The sequence below is a fragment of the Faecalibacter rhinopitheci genome (assembly GCF_015234135.1).
Classification (GTDB): domain Bacteria; phylum Bacteroidota; class Bacteroidia; order Flavobacteriales; family Weeksellaceae; genus Empedobacter; species Empedobacter rhinopitheci.
This window is the reverse complement of record NZ_JADGIK010000009.1, coordinates 20,131-41,489: the sequence shown is the minus strand read 5'-3', so window position 1 is coordinate 41,489 and position 21,359 is coordinate 20,131. Positions and strand designations below refer to the sequence as shown.

General features: G+C 29.4%; 22 protein-coding genes. 8 read left to right on the top strand and 14 right to left on the bottom strand.

The features are described from left to right. Positions 1-116: 116 nt before the first annotated feature. The 9 genes from IM532_RS12075 to IM532_RS12035 all read right to left on the bottom strand — a co-directional run bounded on the left by IM532_RS12075 (position 117) and on the right by IM532_RS12035 (position 7,486). The gene (locus IM532_RS12075) at positions 117-581 is read right to left on the bottom strand and encodes a DUF4252 domain-containing protein (RefSeq protein ID WP_194183711.1); all 465 of its coding nucleotides are present in this window, start codon (positions 579-581) and stop codon (positions 117-119) included. A gap of 12 nt (positions 582-593) precedes the next feature. After that, on the bottom strand, positions 594-1,202 hold the full coding sequence (locus IM532_RS12070) for a hypothetical protein (protein WP_194183710.1): 609 nt from the start codon (positions 1,200-1,202) through the stop codon (positions 594-596). Then, a complete protein-coding gene (locus IM532_RS12065; protein WP_194183709.1) occupies positions 1,171-1,683 on the bottom strand; it encodes an RNA polymerase sigma factor in 513 nt (170 codons plus the stop codon). Before IM532_RS12065 ends, IM532_RS12070 begins: the two co-directional genes overlap by 32 nt. Positions 1,684-1,780: 97 nt before the next feature. Continuing rightward, entirely contained in the window at positions 1,781-2,266 is a 486-nt protein-coding gene (locus IM532_RS12060; protein WP_194183708.1) for a DUF4252 domain-containing protein, read from the bottom strand. A gap of 6 nt (positions 2,267-2,272) precedes the next feature. Then, on the bottom strand, positions 2,273-2,749 hold the full coding sequence (locus IM532_RS12055) for a DUF4252 domain-containing protein (RefSeq protein ID WP_194183707.1): 477 nt from the start codon (positions 2,747-2,749) through the stop codon (positions 2,273-2,275). Between the two features lie 178 nt (positions 2,750-2,927). After that, positions 2,928-3,683, bottom strand: coding sequence for an SDR family NAD(P)-dependent oxidoreductase (locus IM532_RS12050; protein WP_194183706.1), 756 nt, complete (start codon positions 3,681-3,683; stop codon positions 2,928-2,930). A gap of 1 nt (position 3,684) precedes the next feature. Beyond that, positions 3,685-6,495, bottom strand: a complete 2,811-nt coding sequence (locus IM532_RS12045; RefSeq protein WP_194183705.1) for a hypothetical protein — start codon at positions 6,493-6,495, stop codon at positions 3,685-3,687. Between the two features lie 76 nt (positions 6,496-6,571). After that, a complete protein-coding gene (locus IM532_RS12040) occupies positions 6,572-7,201 on the bottom strand; it encodes a carbonic anhydrase (RefSeq protein ID WP_194183704.1) in 630 nt (209 codons plus the stop codon). Between the two features lie 3 nt (positions 7,202-7,204). Next, positions 7,205-7,486, bottom strand: coding sequence for a GNAT family N-acetyltransferase (locus IM532_RS12035; protein ID WP_194183703.1), 282 nt, complete (start codon positions 7,484-7,486; stop codon positions 7,205-7,207). A 283-nt stretch (positions 7,487-7,769) separates the two neighbouring features. Here IM532_RS12035 and dnaN point away from each other — a divergent pair, with 283 nt between their 5' ends. From dnaN to IM532_RS12020, 3 genes are read left to right on the top strand one after another with little or no spacing between them, the layout of a single operon-like run. Next, positions 7,770-8,888, top strand: a complete 1,119-nt coding sequence (dnaN, locus tag IM532_RS12030; protein WP_194183702.1) for a DNA polymerase III subunit beta — start codon at positions 7,770-7,772, stop codon at positions 8,886-8,888. Positions 8,889-8,919: 31 nt separating this feature from the next. Further along, positions 8,920-11,334, top strand: coding sequence for a phenylalanine--tRNA ligase subunit beta (pheT, locus tag IM532_RS12025; protein WP_194183701.1), 2,415 nt, complete (start codon positions 8,920-8,922; stop codon positions 11,332-11,334). A 17-nt stretch (positions 11,335-11,351) separates the two neighbouring features. Next, positions 11,352-11,780: an META domain-containing protein gene (locus IM532_RS12020; RefSeq protein WP_194183700.1), complete on the top strand. Its 429-nt coding sequence runs from the start codon at positions 11,352-11,354 to the stop codon at positions 11,778-11,780. A gap of 56 nt (positions 11,781-11,836) precedes the next feature. On the opposite strand, the gene IM532_RS12015 is transcribed toward IM532_RS12020, so the two are convergent. The 4 genes from IM532_RS12015 to IM532_RS12000 form a co-directional block, all read right to left on the bottom strand. Further along, positions 11,837-13,117: a cation:proton antiporter gene (locus IM532_RS12015; RefSeq protein WP_194183699.1), complete on the bottom strand. Its 1,281-nt coding sequence runs from the start codon at positions 13,115-13,117 to the stop codon at positions 11,837-11,839. A gap of 107 nt (positions 13,118-13,224) precedes the next feature. Further along, the gene (locus IM532_RS12010) at positions 13,225-14,067 is read right to left on the bottom strand and encodes an OmpA/MotB family protein (protein WP_194183698.1); all 843 of its coding nucleotides are present in this window, start codon (positions 14,065-14,067) and stop codon (positions 13,225-13,227) included. Positions 14,068-14,287: 220 nt separating this feature from the next. Beyond that, entirely contained in the window at positions 14,288-14,743 is a 456-nt protein-coding gene (gene lysM / locus IM532_RS12005) for a peptidoglycan-binding protein LysM (protein ID WP_194183697.1), read from the bottom strand. 66 nt (positions 14,744-14,809) lie between these two features. Further along, positions 14,810-15,643 (bottom strand): hypothetical protein, encoded by an 834-nt coding sequence (locus IM532_RS12000; RefSeq protein WP_194183696.1) that lies wholly within the window; start codon positions 15,641-15,643, stop codon positions 14,810-14,812. Positions 15,644-15,763: 120 nt separating this feature from the next. Here IM532_RS12000 and IM532_RS11995 point away from each other — a divergent pair, with 120 nt between their 5' ends. Further along, positions 15,764-16,801 carry an asparaginase gene (locus IM532_RS11995; RefSeq protein WP_194183695.1) on the top strand — a complete coding sequence of 346 codons (1,038 nt, stop codon included), beginning with the start codon at positions 15,764-15,766 and terminating at the stop codon, positions 16,799-16,801. A 33-nt stretch (positions 16,802-16,834) separates the two neighbouring features. Here the strand turns inward: IM532_RS11995 and IM532_RS11990 are convergent, their stop codons facing one another. Next, positions 16,835-18,244 carry a DHA2 family efflux MFS transporter permease subunit gene (locus IM532_RS11990; protein WP_194183694.1) on the bottom strand — a complete coding sequence of 470 codons (1,410 nt, stop codon included), beginning with the start codon at positions 18,242-18,244 and terminating at the stop codon, positions 16,835-16,837. 77 nt (positions 18,245-18,321) lie between these two features. Between IM532_RS11990 and IM532_RS11985 the strand changes: the two genes are divergently transcribed. The 4 genes from IM532_RS11985 (at position 18,322) to IM532_RS11970 (ending at position 21,255) form a co-directional block, all read left to right on the top strand. After that, on the top strand, positions 18,322-18,978 hold the full coding sequence (locus IM532_RS11985; protein WP_194183693.1) for a TatD family hydrolase: 657 nt from the start codon (positions 18,322-18,324) through the stop codon (positions 18,976-18,978). A 15-nt stretch (positions 18,979-18,993) separates the two neighbouring features. Beyond that, positions 18,994-19,722, top strand: coding sequence for a tRNA threonylcarbamoyladenosine dehydratase (locus tag IM532_RS11980; protein WP_194183692.1), 729 nt, complete (start codon positions 18,994-18,996; stop codon positions 19,720-19,722). 53 nt (positions 19,723-19,775) lie between these two features. Next, positions 19,776-20,489 (top strand): tetratricopeptide repeat protein, encoded by a 714-nt coding sequence (locus IM532_RS11975; protein ID WP_194183691.1) that lies wholly within the window; start codon positions 19,776-19,778, stop codon positions 20,487-20,489. 151 nt (positions 20,490-20,640) lie between these two features. Then, positions 20,641-21,255: a hypothetical protein gene (locus IM532_RS11970; protein ID WP_194183690.1), complete on the top strand. Its 615-nt coding sequence runs from the start codon at positions 20,641-20,643 to the stop codon at positions 21,253-21,255. Positions 21,256-21,359: the final 104 nt, after the last annotated feature.

The window sequence follows — 21,359 nt, the reverse complement described above, 5'->3', positions numbered from 1 at the left end:
TTCTTGAAATACAAAATAGCATTAAATCTATATTACATAGATATATAATAAAACATTCTTATCAATTCAATTAATTGTACTTTTTAACATCACTATTTAGTATAAATGGTCAAATTTTATTTTATCAGTGTATTGAGATCATCTGCACTTATTTCACCATCCAAAATCATGTACATTAAAGTTTCATCTGAAATAATATTAAGAATTAAATTTTTAAATACCTTAGAATTTGAATCTTCCGCATAAAATTTAACTTTATTACCTTCATTATTAATCGCCATTAGCTCTTCCAAATTTAAATTTCTAAATGCGTTTTTTAAACTTGTTCTCACTATTTCGTTTTGTTTGTCTGTTGCAATAATCATTTTAATAGAATTCATCTTTTTGAATAATGATTCCATATTCTTCAAATCTTCATCCAATTGCAAATTCCCTAACATGTTAAACATTGCTTTATTGATACTAATTGTAGTTACGCCTTTTGTATCTTCAAAATCGTAATAAATTTTTTGATATTTATTTTGTTGTCCATTTGCAAAACTGCAAATAATCAATAAAACGATGTATATATATTTTTTCATACTTTTTTAAATTTATAATTCAATCGATAAATGTTTCAATTGGTTTACTGCTTCTCCGCCTTTAGAAATATTAGTAGCCAATAGCTTTAATGCATCTAAAGTTATTTTCTCTGCTTCTTCTGGATTCGTAATAACATCTCCATTAATTATCACTAATTCCTCCGGCTGATTCATCGAAACTATAACTTCATTTTTTATTTTTTGACTTTTTGCATCTATATTTTCAGGAACAATTGTATTAGTTTTTTTCAGCGGTTCAACCTGTATATTTATGTTTGTTTCTACATCACTCCTTACAATTAAATGTTCAGAATTTAATTGATGATTTATTATTTCAATTTGAGGTTGAGATTTATAATCATATGTATTTTCTAAACTATAAAAAATACCCATCCCCACTAACGAACAAGCCGCAATACTAGTGATAATATTAACTATATGATTTTTTTTTCGCTTAGCCTTTTTTACTTTATTTTGTGCTGTAATGGATAAAAAATCATCGAAAGATAAATCCATTTTCACTTCACGTTCTTGTTCCAAAAAATCCAAATAATCTTGATCCAGAATATTTTCAAGATGCTGATTTTCCTTAGCTGATAATTTTGAGTCTTCTGGTTTCATTAGATAAAAATGTATTTAATTGCGTCTTTACTTTTTGTCTGGCACGTGTAAGATTTACGCGTACTGCAGTTTCTTCCATGGATAACATTTCTGCAATCTCTTTCATTTCATACTCTTCTACATCTCTTAGATGGATAACTGCTCGCTGTTTATCTGGTAATTGATTGATATAATCTAAAATAATAGGTTTTAATTCTTCGTAATAATTTTCTGTGGATTGATTTGCTGTATAATTATTTTTGTAAGCCTCTCTAGTTTCAAATTTCCTCAGCCTATTAATGCATTCATTATTTACCATTCGCATTGCATAAGCTTCTATATTTTCTATGGTAGATAACTCATCTTTTTTGTGCCAAAGTTTAACCATAATATCTTGCACCACATCAAAAGCTTCATCTTCGCTTACAAGGAATCGCCTCGCAAAACGAAAGAGTTTATTTTTATGGACAAACACATTATCTTTAAAACTTTGCTGTGTCATGTAGTGTTAATTTCTTAAAAGACGTTTTAAGTTACGAATTGTTACATCGATTATGCCTCATTATAAAAAAAGCTCGAAAAAATATCGAGCTCTAATGTTATTGACTTGCTAATTTTGATAAATCTTCAAGGTTAAATTTTCCCTTCAAATCCACATAAACAATTTCATTTGTGTTTGATTTTACTTCCAACAGTAATCGATTAATTATATCTTTATTATGAATAGCATTAATTTTCACTTCGTCTCCTTCACTATTAATTACTAATAATTCTTCAAGATTGTTATCTGATTTATATTTTTCAAAATCAGCAACAAATTTTAAATCTGGATTAGATAGAGTTAAAATCTTTACTTTTTTAATTCCTTTTATTAATGTAATAACTTCTTTAGATTCTTTATCTTTTTTTAGGGATTTAATAATAAAAGGTTTTGCTAAACCAGTTGGTAAATTAACTGCTACTATTTCTGTATTTCCACCTAATTGTTTAGCATCTACAAAATCCATATTCGATTTTTTAAATGAAACACATGATGTTAAACTAATTGCAGTAACAAGCATGATAAAGTATATCATTTTTTTCATAGTCAATTATTTTGAAACGATTTTAATTTGTTTGTTGATATCACTTGCTTTTATTTCACCATCTAAAACCATAAAAACATTTTCTTCTCCCGATGAAATATCTAATAATAAGTTCTTGAAACTTTTTGCTCCACTGTCTTCTGTATAAAATTTTATTTTATTTCCTTCATTATTTATTGCTAATAGTTCTTCCAACTTCATATCTTTTACCATATTCTTAAGTTTTTTCTGAACCATCTGATTACTTTTTGATTCTACAACAATTAATTTAATCGAATTAATTCCTTTGATAATTTCACTAAAATTTTCAACCTCATTTTCCAATTTCAAATTACTAATCATGTTAAACATTCCTTTGTTAACAGAAATTGTTGTTACTCCTTTTGTATTTTGAAGTTGTTCAAATAATTGATTAAATTTTGAAGTTTGTGCATTTAAAAAAGATGCTGTAACTATAGCAAATAAGAATATTATTTTTTTCATATGTAATGTTTTCTAGTGTTAGTGTTATAATTGATTAGGTACGAATTGCAATTCTTACTTAAAAGACTCTTCAAAACAAAAAACGTTACATTATTTTTTATAAAAAAAATGAAGTAACTAAAAAAAGCCTCTGTATCAGAGGCTTGGAATAAAAATATTTTTAATAAATTATCCTTATTTATTTTCGAAAAATTGAAGTTCCACCTGCTTGAGCACGCGGAAAAATCGTAACATCAGCAATTTGTACATGCTTAGGAGCATTTAATGCATAAGCTATTGTATCTGCGATATCTTCTGCAACCAAAGGCTCAAATCCTTTGTAAACATTCGCCGATTTTTCTTCATCACCTTTAAAACGAACTAAAGAAAACTCAGTCTCCACAGCTCCTGGTGCAACATTAGTAACTTTAATTCCGAAAGGTTGTAAATCATAACGCATCCCTTTACTCAGTGATTCTACAGCAGCTTTAGAAGCACAATATGTTGCTCCATTTAGATAGACTTCTTTACCTGCAATTGAAGATAAATTAACAATATGCGCATTATCCGATTGCTTTAGATAAGGAATTACAGCTTTCGTTACGTAGATTAACCCTTTAACATTGATATCAATCATTGCTTCTAAATCATCTATGTCTGCTTTATCGAATGTGGATAAACCATGTGCATTTCCAGCATCATTTATCAAAACATCTATATTTTGCCATATTTCAGGTAAATTATCAATCGAATTGTATACGGCTGCTTTATCTCGTACATCAAAGTTTAAAGTAATTACTTCAGTTAGCTGTCCCAGTTCAGTTTTTAAGACATCAAGTCGTTCCTGTCTTCTTCCACAAAGAATTAAACGGTAATTTGGTGCTAATTTTTTGGCCGTTGCCATTCCAATTCCAGATGTTGCTCCTGTAATTAGTACGGTTCTTTTTATCTCCATTTTATATGATGAGTAATGTTTGTTTTAATCCATCTAAGATACAAGCTAAAAAGAAATTAAAAAACGATTTTTGCGAATCTCTTTCCACACCTTCTACTTTAGCAACTTTTCCCTCTCCTTTATCATTTTTACTTACTAACACATTTCCAATTGCAGACAATAATTTTCTCTTTTCACCGGAATCTTTTAATATATTCACTTTTAAGTTATTGTAACGGATGTCAAAATCTCCACCTGCTTTAAAATCATTTCCGGTAAAATTGAAATTAATTTCATTAAATTGTCCTTCAGCAGAAACTTTTAGATAAGGTTTAAGGAAAGGATCCATACTTTTGGCTGGCATATTTTTAATCCATCCTTTAATATTAAATTTTTCTGAAGTATTCATTGGGTTAAAAGTCCAATTTGCATACATTTTTCCTTGCATAAAATTAGAATGCCAATTTAAATTAACGTCCGGTAAAGAAGATTTTTTATAGCCTGAATTTACATTTTTGGCAACCGCATTAATATCTGTAAAAGATAATTTTCCAGTCCCATTACTATTTGGACCTTCTTCTTCATATTCTAATTTAGATTTTACGATGTTGAGTTGATTGATTCCTAAACCAATCTTCATTTTTCTTAATTTTTCAGAAAACATGGTCTTTTTAGAAGTGTCATCGGCAGGAATTTTACTTCTAAAAATATTTGCATACATTCCGTCCAACGTCATCTCTGTAGCATTTAGAAAAAAATCTTGTCCACTATCAATACCCCATTTTATGCCTTCTCCTTTTAATTGATTGACTGAAACATTATACATATCAGCTTCTTTTTTTAATTGGTTTACGAAGGTTTGACGATTTAGCTTAGGTTGTAATTTGACTTGATTAACGACCAAACTACCATTCTGAAATTGAAGATTTGAAGTATTTAGTTTATAAAATTCGCTCATATCAAAATCAATTCCAGCTGACTTTAAGTTCACACCATCATAAATAAAAGGAATTGAGTTCTTAACCGTTTTAGGGTCTACTTTTAAATTAGCAAAACCGAGATTGAATTGTTTTAAAGTAAAATTTGGACTTTTACTACCATATGGGATCATTTGCAAAATCCCATTCTGTATACTTGTATTTTTAATTTTAATAATATCGTGAAAAGTCTTTTCAGCATTATTAGCCCGTTGTGCGACACGTTTTGGTTGACCAAAAATTGTAAATTTTGGATTTTTAACGATGACATTTTGTATATCTAATTCTTTTCCATAATTATTTTTTAAACCTAAAAATGTGATATCAACGTTATCAAAATCAAATTTTTGGTTAGCTAAAAATCTTGATTTCTTAATTTGAATAGTATCTACTTGTAAATCAAAATTTATAAGAAATTTATTCGTCGCATTTTCTGCTTTCTTTGCAACTTGTTTTTCATTTTTTTGTTTCAATAATTTCAAGACCACTTCATCCAATTTAATAGAATTTGTTTTGAAATAGAACTGATCATTTCTGAAACCCCATTCGTTATTATTCAGCGTTAAAATTGGTGCTTCTACATCCAACAATGTATTGGAACTAGTTTTATTTTTCAAAAAATGTTGATTACTAACTAAGGGTTTCATTTTAAAATTTTTCAATACTAAATTTTTAGTTGAAAGATCTAGACTAGAAGCCTGTACATATTGCATTTCATTCAATTCATAATACATTGAATCTAGTTTAATTCGAAACGTTTTGTAATCTATTGGAATTTGTTCTGTTCGTGTTAATTCATTCAGTTTAATTCCTTCAATATTACAAGCTACATTCTGTATATAAAATTTAAATCTTTGAGCATCTGAATGCCACATTTTAACCTTTCCATTTTCAATCTCAAATTTTTTTACGTTAATTAATTGAGTTTGATTTGGATTAATTTTTACTTTTTCTTTAGAGATTTTATTGCTTTCATATGCAGTGATTATATTGATATTCGGATTTTTAAATTTTACTAAATCTGATTTAAAATAAAATTTATCAAATTGGTCAAATCCCCAATCAGTATTAGCTAATGTAAGATTGGGTGCTTCTATATCAAAAATATCGGATTCGCTGGTATTAGGTAAATATTTTTCACCATTCATTCGAGTAGGTTTCAACCGATAATCATTTAATATCAACTCTTTATCATTCCATTTCACATTACTCGAAACCATGTATTGATTTTCGTTCATTTTGAAAAACATGGTATCAATTTTAATTTCAAAATGTTGAAATTTGAACGGAATTTTCTTTTCTATAGTGCGTTCATTGAATTTTATACCACCAAATTCAATATTAATATTTTTAACTTTAGAAAGCTGCTCTTTCCCTGAAGAAGAATACATATTGAAATTCCCTCTTTTTATAACTATAGAATTTACATCAATACTTTGTCCGACTTTTGTTTGAGTAGTGTCTTTTTGTTTTTTTTCTGTTGAATAATAAAAATTAACGTTAGGCTCTATAATTTTAATGCTTAAAGCTGCCAATTCTTTTTTGTTGATCAATTTTAAAAAATTGACTCCAACAATGTTTATTTCTTTTACTTTACCAGTTACATCAATTGAATCTCGAATAAGAGTTGAGTCTTTTGGAGAGACTTCTACATCTTTTAATAATAATGAACTGTTTAATAAAGAAAAATTAAGATTTTTATACTTGAAATGATATGGCGTATCGTTCTTCTCCGCAATTATATCTGGGAGTTTATGATTGATAAGTGAAGTGATGATTATACTCAAAATAAAAAGTATCGCGATGACCGATGCCAATGCGATACTTGTTATTTTAAACCATTTTTTTTTGAACATAGTTGAGGTTGGTTAATTCATTGGTAGATAATACACAACAAATTTTAAACCAAATCTTAAACCTATGTTAAAATAGTTATTCTGTAATGTCGTAAATCTCTTTGATATTCATTAATATTTTCTCAAAATCTAATTCAAGATCAATTAATTTTCCGGTAAATAAATCGAAAACCCATCCATGAATTTGCAAACCTTCATTTAACATTGCACGTTGTACAAACGGATTTTTAACCACATTTACACATTGTTCTTGTACATTAAGTTCTACTAGACGGTTGTAACGCATACCTTCGTTATCAATAGCATTTAATTCTTCTGAATGCAAACGATATACATCTCGGATATTTCTTAACCAAGGATTCATTACACCTAGATCTTTTGGTATCATGGCTGATTTAATTCCACCACAATTATAATGTCCACAAACGATTACGTGTTTCACCTTTAAATGCTCTACTGCATAATCCAAAACCGACGTTGTATTCATATCTAATCCGATTACCATATTGGCAATATTGCGGTGCACAAATACCTCACCTGGCTCAGCTCCTAAAAGTTCTTCTGCCGTTACACGACTATCAGAGCAACCTATATAAAGCACTTCTGGTTTTTGTCCTGCTGAAAGTTTATCAAAAAATGTAACGTCTTGCGCTAATCTTTTGTCTATCCATTCTTTGTTATGCTCGAATACTCTTTCTAAATTCATAATTTAAACAATATCTTGAACTTCTGGATGTTTACTAATATACACGCTTACATAGGAACAATATGGCAATATTTTTAAGTGATTTAGTCGCGCAAATTCTATTGCTTTTAACACTAATTTCTCGGCATATCCACGTCCACGTAAATCAGGATTAACGCCTGTATGATTAATGATCATTTGGGAATTATCTTTTATTACAAAGGTTAATTCTCCAACAGCTATATTTTGCTCACTAATTAATTCAAATACGCCATTATTCCCATTCTTCTTTAATTCTATATTCATTTGACCTTATTTTTAAAAAGCAGTTAATAATTGAAGATAGTTGATAAACGTAAATACTGTATAAAAAGTTCTGTTAAAAAATCTTTTGAACAACAAATTTACATCACGAAGTTTTAAAAATTAAGTGAATTTTATAAATATTTTTTAATTTTTCACCACACATTCAACCAATTGATTAACAATATGTTTATAACTCCTTATATAATTATTGTATAAGACCTCTCTAAATTCATGGTTTATTTCTTACATTTGTTAGATATATCTAGGAAAATAATCTTCACATATGAAATTTATTGTATCAAGCAACACGTTGCTAAAAAATGTTAACTTAATCGGTGGAGTGATCAATTCAAATAATACTTTGCCAATTCTTGACAATTTTTTATTTGAATTAGACGGAAGTCAATTAACTATCACTGGTTCTGATCTAGAAACGACAATTTCAACAACTTTAGAAGTTGAGTCAAATGACACTGGTAAAATTGCAATTCCATCTAAAATCTTGACTGATACGTTAAAAACTTTCCCTGCTCAGCCTTTAACTTTTATCCAAAAAGAAGGACATACTTTGGAAATTGTTTCTGAACAAGGAAATTACCAATTAGCTTTTGAAGATGCAAATGAATATCCACAAACACCAGATATTGAAGATGCAAATTCTACAACGGTTGGTGCTAATATTTTATCAGAAGCTATTTTAAAAACAATTTTTGCTACTGGTAATGATGAATTACGCCCAATTATGACTGGTGTATTCTTCCAAGCAGAGAATGATATTTTCCGTTTCGTAGCAACAGATGCACATCGTTTAGTGAAATATACACGTACAGGTTTAGAAAACGCAGGTACGTCTGAATACATTATGCCGAAGAAACCTTTAAACTTATTAAAGAATGTTTTAGGTGGTAATAATGATGATGTTATCATTGAATACAACAAAACAAATACTCGTTTCTCTTTTCAAAATATCGTATTAACATGTCGTTTAATCGATGGAAAGTATCCTAATTATGAAGCGGTAATTCCTAAAGAAAATCCAAACGTTTTAACAATCAACAGAAATTTATTTTTAACATCGTTAAAACGAGTAGCTATTTTCTCTAACAAAACAACTAATCAAGTTCGTTTAAAATTAATCGGAAATTCATTAACTATTTCTGCAGAAGATATCGACTTCGCGAACAAAGCGGAAGAACGTTTACCTTGCGATTACAACGGAACAGATTTACAAATTGGTTTCAACTCACGTTTCTTAATCGAGATGTTAAATAACTTACAATCTGATGAAATTACATTAGAAATGTCTGAACCAAATCGTGCCGGAATTATTAAACCAGTTGATGGTTTAGAAGATGGCGAAGAAATCTTAATGTTAGTAATGCCTGTAATGTTAAACGCATAAGCATTTCATAAAATCTATTTTTCAAATAACAATGAAAATCTCATATAATTGGCTTAAAACCTACATTGATACTGAAGTTTCTTTAGACGAAATTTCAGCGGTATTAACAAATATCGGTCTTGAAGTAGAAGGTGTAGAAAAAGTAGGTGGAGCTAAAGAATACTTAGAAACAGTTGTGGTCGGTAAAGTTTTAGAAACTCAACCTCATCCAAATGCTGATAAATTAAAAGTTACTAAAATTGACTTAGGTGACGGACAAGCAACACAAATCGTATGTGGTGCGCCAAACGTTGCAGCTGGACAAACTGTACCTGTTGCTACAATTGGAACTGTTTTCCCTGGTGATTTTAAAATTAAAAAATCTAAAATTCGTGGTGAAGAATCTTTCGGAATGATCTGCTCAGAAGTTGAGTTAGGAATTGGTGAAGATAACTCAGGAATTTTAGTATTGGACGATGCTTTAGTAGCAGGAACTCCATTAGCAACAATCTTTGTTGAAGAAGAAGATCACTTAATCGAAATTGGATTAACACCAAACCGTGCAGACGCAATGTCTCACTTTGGAGTTGCTCGTGATTTATACGCTGCTTTCAAAGCACGTGAGATTAACGGATCTTTCACTTCTTACAATGTAGAGGCTTATCCAACAACAGATTTTGGAGCGAACCCAATCGCTATCGAAGTTGCAGATACTGAAGCTGCGCCTCGTTACGCTGGTGTTTACTTAAAAAATATTACTGTAAAAGAGTCTCCAGATTGGTTAAAAAATAAATTACGCACAATTGGACTATCACCAATTAACAATGTAGTAGATATTACCAACTTTATTTTACACGATTTAGGGCAACCTTTACATGCATTTGATGCAGATAAAATTGAAGGAAATAAAGTTACAGTTCAAAAATTAGCTGAAGGTACTAAGTTTACAACATTAGACGGCGTAGAGCGTACTTTAAAAGGTCACGAATTAATGATCTGTAACGAAAACGGGCCAATGTGTATGGCTGGTGTTTTTGGTGGACAAGATTCTGGAATTACAGAAACTACTAAAAATGTTTTCTTAGAGTCAGCTTACTTCGAGCCTGTAACAATTCGTAAAGGTGCGAAAGCACACGGATTAAATACAGATGCTTCTTTCCGTTTCGAACGTGGAATTGATCCAACAATTACAGTGGATGCGTTGAAAAAAGCGGTTTTATTATTAGTAGAATTAGCAGATGCTGAAATTGCTTCTAATATTACAGATATTTACTCAACACCAATCGAAAATTTCAAATTCGATTTACGTTTAGCGAAAGTTAAAGAATTATTAGGTGTTGAAATTCCTGAAGCGACTATCAAAACGATTTTAGCTGCTTTAGACATCAACATTTTAAACGAAAATAATGGAACTTTATCAATCGAAGTACCATCTTACCGTGTAGATGTACAACGTGAAGTAGATATTATTGAAGATATTTTAAGAATTTATGGATACGATAATATCGAGATTCCATCAAAATTCTCTTTCTCATATGTTCCTACAACTTCTATTGATCCTGAGAAAACAGAAGATTTTGTTGCAAGACAATTAACTGCTGCAGGTTTCAACGAAGCCATGAACAACTCTTTAACGAAAAAAGAATACGAAAATATATTCTTCTATCCAGAAGGAGAAAGCGTAGAAATGTTAAATCCACTTTCAGCTGATTTAGCAGTAATGCGTCGTACATTATTAAACGGATTATTAGAAAATGTTGCGTTTAATGTAAACCGTCGTAATACAAACGTTAAATTATTTGAGTTTGGTAAAATTTACCGTAAATTAAATTCTGTTTACGAAGAGCAACGTTGTTTAGGAATCGTTTTATCGGGAAACTATACTTCTGAGTCTTGGACAGGAAATTTACGCAAAGCTTCTTTCGCTGATTTAAAAGGTTTAGTTCAACAAATTTTTGTTCGTCTTAAAATCGAGATTACAGCTGAAAAAGCTGCTAATAATGATAATTACACTGACGGTATCGAAATCTTCAATAACGAAGTTTCTTTAGGTACAATTGGAGTTATCAACAAGAAGTTAGCTAAGAAAATTGGAGTTTCTCAAGAAGTTTACTTTGCTCAGTTAAACTGGGATGCTATTTTAACGTTAGCCAACGAACAGAAATTAACGTACAAAGACATTTCTAAATTCCCATCTTCTCGTCGTGACTTAGCATTATTATTAGACACGACAGTTAAATACGAAGAATTATATCTTGCGGCACGTTCTGTGAAAACGAACTTATTAAAAGGTATTAATTTATTCGACGTATACGAAGGAGATAAATTACCTGCAGGTAAAAAATCATATGCCTTAAGCTTTATGATTCAGGATGAAAATAAAACATTAAGCGATCAAGAAATTGATGGAGTAATGAATAAATTAATCAAAGTTTACCAAACTCAATTCAATGCTGAATTGAGATAAGATAAATTAAAAAGCCTATGAAATTAGTAAAAGTATTATCTGTTTTTGCTTTATCAAGTTTGATATTTAACTCATGTTCCACAGCTGGAACGTCTGCTTCAATATTAAACACGAAGAAATCAACACTTTATAACACAACATGGAAATTGTTAGAAGATGATGAAATTGTAAAAGGTTTTAATAACAATGACGTTTTTTTAACAATTGATGCTGATGAATTTAAAGTAAGTGGATATGCTGGTTGTAATAACTTTACAACTACAGCAGAATTAAATAACAATAATATCACTTTTGGAAATATTGCAAGTACACAAATGCTTTGTCCAAATTCTAAAACTGAAGATTCTTTTTTACATGTTTTAGACGATGTTAACCGTTATGAGATAAAAGGAAATGAGTTATACTTCTACAAAGGAAATATGCTTTTATTAAAATTTAAGCACTAAAATATTATAGTATAATAAAAAAGGCGAACCATATGGTTCGCCTTTTTTATTTATTGTTAATCTTGATTAATGATTTTTTCATCATCTTCATTATCGTCATCTTTTAGAAATCTATGAGCAACTTTACCTACAGTTAATCCTTGCACAACAATAGAAAATAACACAACAATATATGTAATTTCTAACAGCAATTCTTTCCATTCTCCTGTTGGCATAGATAAGACTAATGCAATTGAAACTCCTCCACGAATTCCTCCCCAAACCATTACTGGTAATGAACCTGGAGAATATGGATTTTTGCGTAATAATGTTTTAAATGGAATTAATATTGAAATAAAACGAGAAAATAATACAATAAAAATACATAATATACCTAAAAGAATTTGATCAAGAATATCATCTATTAACAATAGTTCAAATCCAATAAATAGGAATAAAACGGCATTCATAATTTCATCAATTAATTCCCAAAATTTACCTAAATAATCTTGTGTTTCTTTAGACATTGCTACAGATTTACCAAAATTACCAATAATAAGTCCGGCAATTACCATTGCCAATGGAGATGAAAAGTGTAGTTCTTGAGCTATTAAAAACCCTCCCATTACTATTGATAAAGTAATTAAAACCGACACTTTATAATCATCAATTTTTTGCATTAATTTTGATGCTGAATAGCCTAATATTGCACCCAATGAAATACCTCCAACTGATTCTATAAAGAATAATTTAGAAACAGAACCAAATGTAGCTTCAAAATTAGGATTGGTAGCAATTTGTAGAACTACAGCAAACATTACAACCGCTACCCCATCATTAAATAAGGATTCTCCTGTAATTTTTGTTTCTATAGATTTAGGAACTTTTGCTTGCTTTAAGATACCTAATACAACGATAGGATCTGTAGGGGAAATTAAAGTCCCAAAAAGTAAACAAAATATGTAAGGGATTTGAATACCAAATAATGGTGCAGCATAATATAGTAAACCAGAGACTATAAATGCGGATAATACTACACTAACAGTAGCATAAGTCATAATAGCCCATTTCTGATTTTTGAGATCTCCTATATTAACATGAAGTGCACCTGCAAATAATAGAAAATTTAACATGGCGCCCATTAAGATTTCATTGAAATCTAAATCATTAAAAAGTTCATAAAGTTCTTTTGTGGCATTTGGGAAGAATTGATCTCCTATTAGTCTGATTGTAACTGAAACCAGCATTGCAATCAACATAATTCCGATAGTTCCGGGTAGTTTTAGAAATCTCAAATTTACATATGCAAAAATGGATGCTAATACAATTAAGACAGAAAATGAGTAATATAATTCCATTGATTTATTTAAATTATAAAAGTGTGGAAAAGTTACGAAAAAAGCCACTTTTCAGTGGCTTTTTTCTATATTTTATATAGATTTTTATTCAAAAACTTATAATTATATTAATCTTTTGGCCCTTGACCAATTAATTCCATAAATTGATCTAACTTAGGTAAGATAATAATTTGTGTACGACGGTTTTGAGAACGTCCTGCATCTGTTGCATTAGTTGTTAAAGGATTGTATTCTCCACGACCACCAGCTGTCATACGTTTTCCATCTACACCAAATTGATTTTGTAAAGCTTGTACTACTGAAGATGCACGTAAAGCAGATAAATCCCAGTTGTTACGAATGTTAGTTTTGTTAATTGGCACATTATCTGTATTACCTTCGATTAACACATCGTAATCTTTGTAATCATTAATAATTTTTGCAATTTTACTTAACGTTTCACCTGCAGCAGGAGAAATTTCATATGATCCTGATTTATATAACATATTATCAGATAATGAAATATAAACTACACCTTTTAATACTTGTACATCAACATCTTTTGTCTCTTCACGAGATAAAGAACGAGTTAAGTTATTAGTTAATACCATATTCAAACTGTCAGATTTGTTTTTAGTATCTACTAAATGTTTGATGTATTTATTTGATTCGTTAATTTCTTTTACTAATTCCGCTACGTTCTTATTACCTCCCTCAATACAGTTATTTAATAATTTTTGTAACTCACGAACTTGTGCACGTTCACTAGAAACAGTGTTTTCTGATTGAGTATAAGAGTTATCATAGTTAGCTAATTTAGATTTAGCAACAGCTAATTCTGTTTGGCAACCTTGATTTTCTGAATAAACAGAATTAAAGCGACTTGATAATTCGTCATACTTTTTTTGACTCACACAGCTGAACATAGTAGTACCAGCAATTAAAACTAACGGGAAAATTGAAAATTTCATAATATTCTAATATTTCATTAATACGAATTTATAACCTTCTTATATACCGCAATATTACTTACACATATAATGTAAAATATTGTGGGTAGATAAGAACCAAAAGTATACTTACTTCATAGATTGTTATTAAATTTATACATAGTAAATATATAACAAAAAGCTCTCCGAAAACGAATTTTCGAAGAGCTTTTTTTATTAATATTTATTTTATTTAGAACTATTATCCCTGAGGAATATACAGTACTTGCCCAGGATAAATTTTATCAGGATCTGTTAACATCGGTTTATTAGCTTCAAAAATTACTGGATATTTCATAGGATCTCCGTAAACTTCTTTTGCAATTTTTGATAAAGAATCTCCACTTTTTACAGTGTACATTGTTTTAGCAATATCTGGTAATTCGATTTTAAGAGGTGTTTTCAAAGTTAATTGATCTTCTACTCCTTCTACTCCTTCCACATTACCTGCTGTTGCTAAAATTTTCTGTTTCTCATCAATGTTTAAAGCTTGTCCAGATACTACAATTGTTTCACCATTTGCTGCAAATTGCACATTAGATAAATCAAAGTTGTATTTTGCAACATGTTCTTTAACTTTAGTTGCTTTTTCTTCTGGTGATTCAGAACCTCCAAAAACTTTTGAACCTGCATTTTTAATAAAAGAGAATAATCCCATAGTTGTTTAGTTTATTGATTAATATTAAGTTTTATACCTATTTTAAATATAAGTCTTTTTTTATTCTTAACGTTCAATTGAATTAAATTTAGTTTTTAAATTTTCAATATTAGAACGTTGAGTTTGTAATTGAGATGTTACTTGATCTATTTGCTCATCTAGCGCCTGGCTCGTTTCCTCTGACATAGTAACTTTAGCTGTTAAAGTCTGAATTTTTCCATCAACACTATGAAAATTAGATTCTACTTTATCTTTCTTTTTCATAAGAACCTCAACTTTTTTATCTTCAGTAGCGCGTTCTAGTTGATTTTCTATTAAATCAAGTTTTTCGCCTAATAGATTTTTTTTATTTTCAAGTTTTAATAATTCATTACTTGATTTTAGATATGATTTAATTGAGTTACCTTTTTTTGTTTGTAAGTCAACATTTTGTTTACTTACTCTTATCATAGATTCATTTGCAACTTTCAAATTATTTCTGACACATGCTCTACGAGTTTGATAAGATAAATCTTTTAGCTTTTCATAGATTTCATTAAAACTTGGATTGTTCTCTGAAAAATACATGCCATTCTGATCAATTAACGTATTTATTAAGGTGAATTTAACAGGAGTATCCTCAACAATGCTTAAAATAACTTTGTATTTATCTTCTGAATTTTTGAATTGTAGATTATTTGCTTCATATTTTTTTAAAATATTAAAGTTTCCACCTTTGTTCAGTACCCAATTTTGCCATGTATTATGAACTAGAGTTTGTGAACAATTTTCCACTGAATACCCAAAAGAATTCATCTGTTGCCCATTCATTTCATATTCTACTGCAAATAACCCTTCGTTTTCCTGACCAAATACAGACCCTGTAAATAATAGCGATAACATTAATGCAAAATATTTCATCTTTCTAACTGTATTATTAATTTATTATATAAAAGTAACAATTTACTAAAAATCAGAGAATGTTAATAGAGTTGTACATCTTTTTTAAAATATTTAATTTTAGGCATATTTTCAAAACTCATGCAAACAAAAATTCTTTTAGTATATACAGGTGGAACTATTGGTATGGCCAAAGATTATGGTGATCAATCTTTGAAACCTTTTAACTTTGACAATTTATTAAAACAGATTCCTGAATTATCTTTATTAGATTGTAAAATTGAATATCATAGTTTTGAAACTCCAATTGACTCCTCTGATATGAAACCAGAATATTGGATAGAAATTGCCAATATTATTGAAGATAATTATGCTAATTATGATGGTTTTGTTATTCTTCATGGTACAGATACTATGGCTTATACAGCATCTGCACTTAGTTTTATGGTAGAAAATTTGGATAAACCTATCATTTTTACTGGTTCACAATTACCGATTGGGGATCTACGTACGGATGCCAAAGAAAATCTAATTACATCTATTCAATTAGCCGCTTTAAGAAAAAAAGATCAACCCATTATTCAAGAAGTATGCATATATTTTGAGTATAAACTTTTCCGTGCCAATCGTGCAACTAAGATTAATGCAGAAAACTTTGATGCCTTCGAATCTCCAAATTACCCAATTATCGGAGTTTCTGGTGTTCATTTAGAAGTTAAAGAAAATTTACTTTTATCTAAAGAGATTAAAGGACCTTTAAATTTTAATAAAAAGCTTTGTGCTGATGTGGGAGTTCTAAAAATTTTCCCAGGAATGAATCGTTGTTTTATAGAAAGTGTTTTAAATGCTCCTTGTACAAAAGCTTTTATTATAGAAGCCTTTGGGACTGGTAATATATTTACAGACCAATGGTTTATAAATTTATTACAAGAGAAAGTAGAACAAGGTATTCATCTTATCATTAATACGCAATGTTCTGGCGGAATGGTAGAAATCGGCCGTTATGCAACAAGCGATGCTTTATTAAAAATGGGTGCAATTTCTAGTTATGATTTAACGATGGAAGCTGCAATTACTAAAGCTGTATATCTTTTAGGACAAGATTTAACACCCGAAGAATTTAGATTACAATATGAAACTAACCAAAAAGGTGAATTAAGACACCACTATTATAATTAATTTATAGGTTTACTTAATAAAAGTAAACCTTTTTTATTTGTGTCCTGACATGCTCATTCCATCAGTTGGTTTTAATTGGATAAATATTAAGGTAGATAATACAGTTAAAATCCCTAAAAATAGAAATGAATATCTGAACGCTTGTACATCAACACCATTAGTTAAACTTTCCATATTTTTAAACATCCCTAAAATCAATGAAGCAACTGATATACTAAAAGTCTGCGAAAGTTGTTGTGTGATTGTTAATACACTATTTCCTTCACTAGAATTAGTATAATCTAAATCAGCCAACGATAAGGTATTCATTGCTGTAAATTGGATTGCACTAATTCCTCCATGAACAAATAATAAAGGCAACAAATATTCTAGAGGAGAATCCGACCTTACAAAGAAAAACAAACAGATTAATACGCCTAAAATAAATGTATTTCCTATTAGCATATTCCTGTAACCTAATTTATTAACAATAGGAACAACCAATGATTTTGCCATAATACTACTTAATGCTGAAGGTATCATCATGAGTCCTGCTACTGTAGGAGTATATCCATACCCTACTTGTAATAATAATGGAATTAGAAAAGGCATTCCTCCTATTCCTAATCTTGTAATAATATTACCTATAATCCCTATTTTAAGAGTTCTTATTTTAAATAATTTTAGATCTATTAAAGGATGATTTTTTCTATTAGAATAAAATACATATACCGCTAAAAATAAAATTGTTGCTAAAGCTATTATTACAAGGAATAGAGTCGAAATTAATTTAGTTGAGATTAATTCTAATAATAAGGTTAATAAAGTTACGCCACCTCCAAAGAGGATTAATCCTTTCATATCGAATTTAAACACAGGTTTCTTAAAATCGGGTATACCAAATCTAGACATCCATATTAAAAATATACCGAATGGAATATTTACTAAAAATATCCAATGCCATGATAACGTTTCCACCAATACACCTCCCAAACTTGGGCCTAGCAAAGGACCAACCATAGCTGGAATTGTGATAAAATTAATAACCTTTAGCAGTTTTTCTTTAGGGTATGCGTATAATATTGCTAATCGGGCAACGGGGACCATCATAGATCCACCTACTGCTTGTAAAACTCTTGAAAGTACAAGTGTTAATAAATTAGGCGATATAGCACAACATATTGAACCTACTGTAAATAAAGCCACAGCAAGCTGAAATATTTTTTTAGTCCCATACTTATCAGACAACCATCCACTTAACGGAATTAATAATGCAACCGTTAAAGTATATGCTACGATTATTGATTGTAATTTTAAGGGGGATTGATCTAATTCTATTGCTATTGTTGGCAAAGCTGTGTTTAGAATTGTACCGTCTAAAGCTTGCATAAATAGTGCAGTAGCTGCTAACCAAGGTAAATACTTTAATATTTTTGGATCTGTATCTTCAAATTTATTTTTCATGCGCATTTATAGCTCCAAAATCCATTCCTAAATAAACCGTTTTTTATTTTTTTATCTTTACATCAAGTAATATTTATATGCTGATAAACATACATACACATCATCTTCCTAAAGATGAAAATTCTACATTGAATATTCTTAATCAATATCCATGGGATTTCCATTTAAATCAGTCATTTTATTCCATTGGTATCCATCCAATTTTTATCACGGACTCATCAATTGAGAAGGATTTAAGTAAAATCGAGCACAAGTTATCAGATCAAAAATGTTTAGCTATAGGAGAAATTGGGTTAGATAAATTATGCGCTGTAGATTTTGATTTACAAATCACCGTTTTTAAAAGACAATTAGAAATCGCAAAAAAATATAATACTCCTTTAATTATTCATTGTGTAAGAGCTCATCAAGAAATTTTAAAAATCCAGAAAGATATGAAATATACCATGCCTTTTATTTTTCATGGATTTAATAAAAATGATAACGTAGCACAACAACTCATAAAAAATAAGTGTAAATTATCATTTGGGAAAGATTTACTTCATAACAAAAAGTTACAAACTATATTTGCAGAAATTTCAGAAAATGATTTTTTCCTTGAAAATGATAATAGTCAAGTTCCAATTGAGGAAATTTATCATAAAGCTGCTGAAATTAGAAATACCTCAGTAAAGGTTATTTCGCAAATTACACAATGTAATTTTAAAACGATTTTCGGAAATAATATTATATAAAATAATTTAGACTATATGGCTATTTGGCAAGAAAGAGCTGAACTACTATTTAAAGAACAAGGGTTAGAAAACCTTAAAAATTCTAATGTATTAATAGTAGGTTTAGGTGGTGTGGGATCGTTTGCTGCAGAGTTTATCGTACGCGCTGGTGTTGGAAACTTAACAATTGTTGATGGAGATACAGTAGATATCACGAACATCAATAGACAATTACCTGCGTTACATTCAACCGTAGATTTTCATAAAGTTGATGTCGTTGGTGACAGATTAATGGATATTAATCCAGAATTAAATTTAACACGCATTAATGAATTTTTATCTCCAGAACGTACCCATGAAATCGTAACAGAAGAATTTGACTATGTCATGGATTGTATTGATTCTGTTACACCTAAGCTAAATTTAATTATTGCTGCTAAGCGTAAGAAAATAAAAGTAGTGAGCTGTATGGGAGCGGGAGGTAAAATGTTAGCAAGTAAAGTTACTGTAAAAGATATCAGTAAAACTGAAGTTTGTCCGTTAGCTAAAAATATACGCAAAAGACTAAAAAAAGAAAAAATTAATAAAGGTGTAAAAGCAGTTTTTACAACAGAAATGCCAGATGAATCATCTGTAAAATTAACGGATGGGAAAAATTATAAAAAATCATTTTATGGTACTAACAGTTGGATGCCTGCATTGTTTGGTTTACATGCTGCAGAAACTGTAATCAAACATTTAATTAAAAAGAATAAAGAAATATAGCTTTTTAAAAAGTGTTTTTATAATTTAGAGTTTTTAAATAAACACATTAACCAATGAATATTAATTACGACTATATCACGTACGCGGATGTTATGCGCGCTCGTCGCGAAATGTATGAGAAAGCACATGAGAAGCACGCTACGAATTCTATCTTAAATACAGCACGTGATCTTTTCAGTCAAGGAGCATTCGACATGTGTATTAAAATTTGTAATGGACTTTTAGACAGCCACGATCCTAAACAACTATATGACGCAAAAAAATTAATTGCATTATCTTATTATAGTCAACAAGATTTTGAAAAAGCTGATGAAGCTTTCTTTAATCTATCAGAAAACTCTACAAATTCTGACGATTATTTCAACGCCGTTATTTGTGCAGCATTAAATAGAAATTTTGAAAGAAGTAAATCTTTATTTGAGGTTGCTTTAGAAAAATATACACATTATGGAACGCAAAAAAATATGCCTTCTGTACAATTGATTTTACATTACATGATTACGCTAATCTCTGTAGATGAAATCGAATTAGCTAAAGAACAATTTCAGCTTCTGAAACAGATTTATATGAGAGTGAATAATTCTGATGAGGTATTTTTACGTTCACGTGCTTTAGAACCTGTGGAAAAATTCTTAGAAATAAGTTCTCCAGTTCTTAAGACTTACTCTCAAGACGAATTAGAAATCATTTATGATGATCTACATGGAAGTCTAGACGAAGCTGGTAAAGAAAAAGTAGAAGATTTCTTCCAAACAATCACTCAATAATATAAATATATATTTCAATTTTTTAAAAGTATGCTTTCTAAGCATACTTTTCTTTTTTTAGATAATTATAACATTCTTTATCATTTATTAAGATTTAATGGAATGGTAAATGTATTTAAGTACTTAACAAATTATTATAAAAATTGAGCATATGAAAACTTTATTAAAAAGTGTTGCTTTAACCTTTGCAGGATTTATGGCATTCTCTTTTACAGACAAAGAACCTAAAGTAATTATTGTAGATATTGTTGATAATATTGAAACAACTAATAATCAAAATTTGACACAATCTTTTAGAGAATCAATTGAGACTCTTAATCAAAAAGAAGATGTAAAAGTATTAGAGTGGAAAACGATAACGAATGGTATGGATGATACAAAAAAACAAGCTGTACTAGATAGTCTGAAACCAGAAGTTATTATGACTGTAAGTTTTAAAAATGCAACTAAAACAGAGAATCTTGTAACGGCAGTTGTTTCAAAAAATAATAAACATTTTGATAACTCCCTTACGACTGCTAGATTATTAACAGAATCATTTGATAACAATGTAATCAAAAATGAAGGGGTTTTTCAAGCAGAATCAGAATATATCCAAGATAATGCTGCTCCAGCAATGTTTATAAGTATTGAAACGAAAAATGATTCAAACTCAAATACAGAAATTGTAAATAAATTATCGGACTTTATTGAAAAAGTTGAGATTGATACAAATATTCAATTAGAACAACCAAGTATAGAAAACGCTGAAATCTCGATACAGTAAGCATTTTCACATCCTTTTTTAGATACATGATTTTAAATAACACATCAACAGATGTGTTATTTTTTTTTGGAGTATATTTCAATAAATTTGTTCAAAGTCAATTT

Excerpts from the sequence above, each read along its gene's own strand:
- IM532_RS12010 (WP_194183698.1), bottom strand. The coding sequence starts at position 14,067 with ATGAAATTTTCAATTTTCCCGTTAGTTTTAATTGCTGGTACTACTATG.
- IM532_RS11975 (WP_194183691.1), top strand. The coding sequence starts at position 19,776 with ATGAATATTAATTACGACTATATCACGTACGCGGATGTTATGCGCGCT.
- IM532_RS12065 (WP_194183709.1), bottom strand. The coding sequence starts at position 1,683 with ATGACACAGCAAAGTTTTAAAGATAATGTGTTTGTCCATAAAAATAAA.
- lysM (WP_194183697.1), bottom strand. The coding sequence starts at position 14,743 with ATGGGATTATTCTCTTTTATTAAAAATGCAGGTTCAAAAGTTTTTGGA.
- IM532_RS12000 (WP_194183696.1), bottom strand. The coding sequence starts at position 15,643 with ATGAAATATTTTGCATTAATGTTATCGCTATTATTTACAGGGTCTGTA.
- IM532_RS12050 (WP_194183706.1), bottom strand. The coding sequence starts at position 3,683 with ATGGAGATAAAAAGAACCGTACTAATTACAGGAGCAACATCTGGAATT.
- IM532_RS11980 (WP_194183692.1), top strand. The coding sequence starts at position 18,994 with ATGGCTATTTGGCAAGAAAGAGCTGAACTACTATTTAAAGAACAAGGG.
- IM532_RS12045 (WP_194183705.1), bottom strand. The coding sequence starts at position 6,495 with ATGTTCAAAAAAAAATGGTTTAAAATAACAAGTATCGCATTGGCATCG.
- IM532_RS11985 (WP_194183693.1), top strand. The coding sequence starts at position 18,322 with ATGCTGATAAACATACATACACATCATCTTCCTAAAGATGAAAATTCT.
- IM532_RS12060 (WP_194183708.1), bottom strand. The coding sequence starts at position 2,266 with ATGAAAAAAATGATATACTTTATCATGCTTGTTACTGCAATTAGTTTA.
- IM532_RS11970 (WP_194183690.1), top strand. The coding sequence starts at position 20,641 with ATGAAAACTTTATTAAAAAGTGTTGCTTTAACCTTTGCAGGATTTATG.
- IM532_RS12035 (WP_194183703.1), bottom strand. The coding sequence starts at position 7,486 with ATGAATATAGAATTAAAGAAGAATGGGAATAATGGCGTATTTGAATTA.
- IM532_RS11995 (WP_194183695.1), top strand. The coding sequence starts at position 15,764 with ATGCAAACAAAAATTCTTTTAGTATATACAGGTGGAACTATTGGTATG.
- IM532_RS12075 (WP_194183711.1), bottom strand. The coding sequence starts at position 581 with ATGAAAAAATATATATACATCGTTTTATTGATTATTTGCAGTTTTGCA.
- IM532_RS11990 (WP_194183694.1), bottom strand. The coding sequence starts at position 18,244 with ATGAAAAATAAATTTGAAGATACAGATCCAAAAATATTAAAGTATTTA.
- pheT (WP_194183701.1), top strand. The coding sequence starts at position 8,920 with ATGAAAATCTCATATAATTGGCTTAAAACCTACATTGATACTGAAGTT.
- IM532_RS12015 (WP_194183699.1), bottom strand. The coding sequence starts at position 13,117 with ATGGAATTATATTACTCATTTTCTGTCTTAATTGTATTAGCATCCATT.
- IM532_RS12040 (WP_194183704.1), bottom strand. The coding sequence starts at position 7,201 with ATGAATTTAGAAAGAGTATTCGAGCATAACAAAGAATGGATAGACAAA.
- dnaN (WP_194183702.1), top strand. The coding sequence starts at position 7,770 with ATGAAATTTATTGTATCAAGCAACACGTTGCTAAAAAATGTTAACTTA.
- IM532_RS12055 (WP_194183707.1), bottom strand. The coding sequence starts at position 2,749 with ATGAAAAAAATAATATTCTTATTTGCTATAGTTACAGCATCTTTTTTA.
- IM532_RS12020 (WP_194183700.1), top strand. The coding sequence starts at position 11,352 with ATGAAATTAGTAAAAGTATTATCTGTTTTTGCTTTATCAAGTTTGATA.
- IM532_RS12070 (WP_194183710.1), bottom strand. The coding sequence starts at position 1,202 with ATGAAACCAGAAGACTCAAAATTATCAGCTAAGGAAAATCAGCATCTT.